Genomic DNA, 2626 nt, shown 5'->3' on the forward strand with positions numbered 1-2626 from the left:
GCCGTCGGGGTGGTGGGTGAGGTGGTCGTTCATGTGGGTTCGTCCTCCATGGTGTCGAGGTGGCGTTCGAGCGCGTCGAGGCTGTGGTTCCACAGGTGGCGGTAGGGGGTGAGCCAGGCGTCGATTTCGGCGAGGGGTTGGGGGCGGAGTTCGTACCAGCGGCGTTGGGCGTCTTTGCGGACGGTGACGAGGCCGGCGTCGCGGAGGGCGCGCAGGTGTTTGCTGGTGCCGGGTTGGGTGAGTCCGAGGGTGTGGGTGAGTTCGCTGACGAGGTGGGGGCGTTGGAGGAGGAGGTCGAGGATGCGGCGTCGTGCGGGTTCGGCCAGGACGTCGAAGCGCATGCCGCTGAATATACCTGTCCGGTTATATGCCTTCAAGGGCATGTATCGGGGTGGGGGTGGTTCAGGTGTGGCGGCGGGCGTTGGCGTGGATGGCCTGGCGCAGGTAGCCGGCCAGGCCGGGGGCCAGGGCGTCGAAGGTGGCGGTGAAGCGGGGGTCTTCGACGTACATGTCGCCCAGGCAGCGGTGGATGTGGTGGGTGCAGTCGTAGAACCAGCGGACGATGTGGCCGCGGTGGCGTTCTGCGAGGTCCATGGCGTGTTCGCCGTCGGCGGGCAGCCCGGCCTTGTAGGCGGCGACCAGGTCGTCGGACAGGGCGGCGGCCTCGGCTTTGAGCTGCAGCCAGTCGGCGGGGGTGTAGGTGGCGACGCGGCGGCGGCTTTGGGCGTATTCTTCGCTGCCGCCCCAGCGGCGTTCGGCTTCGGCGTCGTGGTCTTCCGGCCGGAAGTCGCCGAAGATCTCGAAGCGTTCTTCTGGGGTGAGGGTGATGTTCATGGTGCGGGCTTCGATGGCGCGTTCGACGGCGGTGATGATGCCGTCGAGGTGCTGGGATCTGCGGGTGAGGAGTTCGTGCTGGCGGCGTAGGTGGGTGAGTTCGTCGGTGTGGGGTTCGTCGAGGATGACGGCGATCTCTTCGAGGGGGAAGCCGAGTTCGCGGTAGAGCAGGATGTGTTGCAGGCGTACCAGGTCGTCGTCGGTGTAGCGGCGGTAGCCGGCGCTGGTGCGTTCGGTGGGGGTGAGCAGGCCGATCTCGTCGTAGTGGTGCAGGGTGCGTACGGTGGTGCCGGCCAGGCGGGCCACCTGCCCGACGGAGAGACTCATGGGTGCCAGCATGCACTCTGCCGTTACGTCAGGTGCAAGGTGGCGCTTTCACTGGCGGGTCGTCCGCTGGGTGAGGTGGTCCTGCCAGGTGCGGCGGCCGGTGGGCTGGTCGGTGGGCTGGTCCAGTGCGTCGGTGGTGAGGTTGGCGCCGGCGCGGAAGGCGGCGGCGGCCGTGCCCGGGGTCTTGACGGGCAGGACGAGGCGGTGCCGGCCGGTGGCGCGCAGGTAGTCGCGGGCCAGGTCCTCCATCCGGTGCACGCGCGGGCCGCCCAGGTCGGGGACGAGTCCCGCGGGGCCGGCGAGGGCGAGTTCGGCCAGGCGGGCGGCGACCTCGCCGGTGTCGACGGGCTGGAAGCGGACGCCGCGCCAGGTGGTCATGATCGGGAGTTTGGCGAGCTGGTGCAGGGTGTTCCAGATCCAGTCGTGGAACTGGGTGGCGCGCAGGATGGTCCAGGGGATGCCGGAGCCGGTGATGACGTGCTCGGCGGCGTGTTTGGCGGCGAAGTAGCCGAACATGGCGCGGTCGACGCGGCTGACGACGGGGACGCGGTCGGCGCCGACGACGGAGATGTGGACCAGGTGGCGCACGCCGGCCTTGCGGGCGGCTCGGACGAGGGTGCGGGCCAGGTCGTCGTCGCCTTTGGCGCTGCCGGCGCAATGGATGACGGTGTGGACGCCGGTGAGCGCCGCGTCGAGCCCGCCGCCGGTGTCTCGGGTGCTTGCGTTGATGTCGGCGGTGATGTGCTCGACGCCGTCGAGGTCGTGCTGGTGCGGGGTGCGGCCGAGGGTGCGTACGGGGTGGCCGGCCTGGTGCAGCAGGGGGACGATGAGGCGTCCGAGGGTGCCGGTGCCGCCGGTGATCAGGATGGGCGCGGTCATGTCGTCGCTCCTCGTGCGGGGTCGCGGGTGGTGTTCACTGCCATGACCCGCGCGGGGCGGGAAGTGTGACGCGCCGCCGGACGGTTGGACTCTCCCCCGGGGGGAGGGCCCATGCTGGGGTGGTGGATGAGGATCTGCTGCCGATCGGGCAGTTCGCGCGGCTGGGCCGGTTGAGTGTGAAGCAGTTGCGCCGCTACGACGAGCTGGGGTTGTTGCGGCCGGCGTACGTCGATGGCGATACCGGGTACCGCTACTACCGTCCTGGGCAGGCGCGGGTGGCGTTGTCGATCGGGTTGCTGCGGTCGCTGGACGTGCCGCTGGCGGTGGTCGGGCAGGTGTTGTCGGGGGCGGAGGGCGCGCTGGAGTCGGTGCGTGACGCGCTGGAGGCGGAGCTGGCGCGGCGGCGCCGGACGTTGGCGTCGCTGGAGCGGGTGATGGCCGAGGGGTTGCCGGCGGCGCGGGTGCGGGTCGTGACGCAGCCGCCGGTGCGGGTCGCGCTGGTGCGTGAGCGGGCGGCCGGCGCCGAGGGGGTGGCTCGGGCGACGTCGGCGGGGGTGGCGCGGTTGCTGCCGCTGGCGTCGGGGAC

Annotated in this window: 4 protein-coding genes; 1 reads left to right on the top strand and 3 read right to left on the bottom strand. The window is 71.2% G+C overall.

Annotated elements, in window-relative coordinates:
• Nucleotides 1-29: 29 nt before the first annotated feature.
• The 3 genes from HII36_RS54575 to HII36_RS54585 all read right to left on the bottom strand — a co-directional run bounded on the left by HII36_RS54575 (nucleotide 30) and on the right by HII36_RS54585 (nucleotide 2040).
• Entirely contained in the window at nucleotides 30-341 is a 312-nt protein-coding gene (locus tag HII36_RS54575) for an ArsR/SmtB family transcription factor (protein WP_173531278.1), read from the bottom strand.
• A gap of 61 nt (nucleotides 342-402) precedes the next feature.
• Complete coding sequence (locus HII36_RS54580; RefSeq protein WP_173531279.1) at nucleotides 403-1161, bottom strand: MerR family transcriptional regulator; 759 nt, start codon at nucleotides 1159-1161, stop codon at nucleotides 403-405.
• Between the two features lie 48 nt (nucleotides 1162-1209).
• Nucleotides 1210-2040 (bottom strand): SDR family oxidoreductase, encoded by an 831-nt coding sequence (locus HII36_RS54585; RefSeq protein WP_173531280.1) that lies wholly within the window; start codon nucleotides 2038-2040, stop codon nucleotides 1210-1212.
• Between the two features lie 122 nt (nucleotides 2041-2162).
• On the opposite strand from HII36_RS54585, the gene HII36_RS54590 reads away from it, so the two are divergent.
• Nucleotides 2163-2626, top strand: a 464-nt coding sequence (locus tag HII36_RS54590; RefSeq protein ID WP_173531281.1) for a MerR family DNA-binding transcriptional regulator, incomplete at its 3' end; no start/stop codon positions are given.

Origin of the sequence: Nonomuraea antri (assembly GCF_013283785.1) — a bacterium.
GTDB lineage: Bacteria > Actinomycetota > Actinomycetes > Streptosporangiales > Streptosporangiaceae > Nonomuraea > Nonomuraea antri.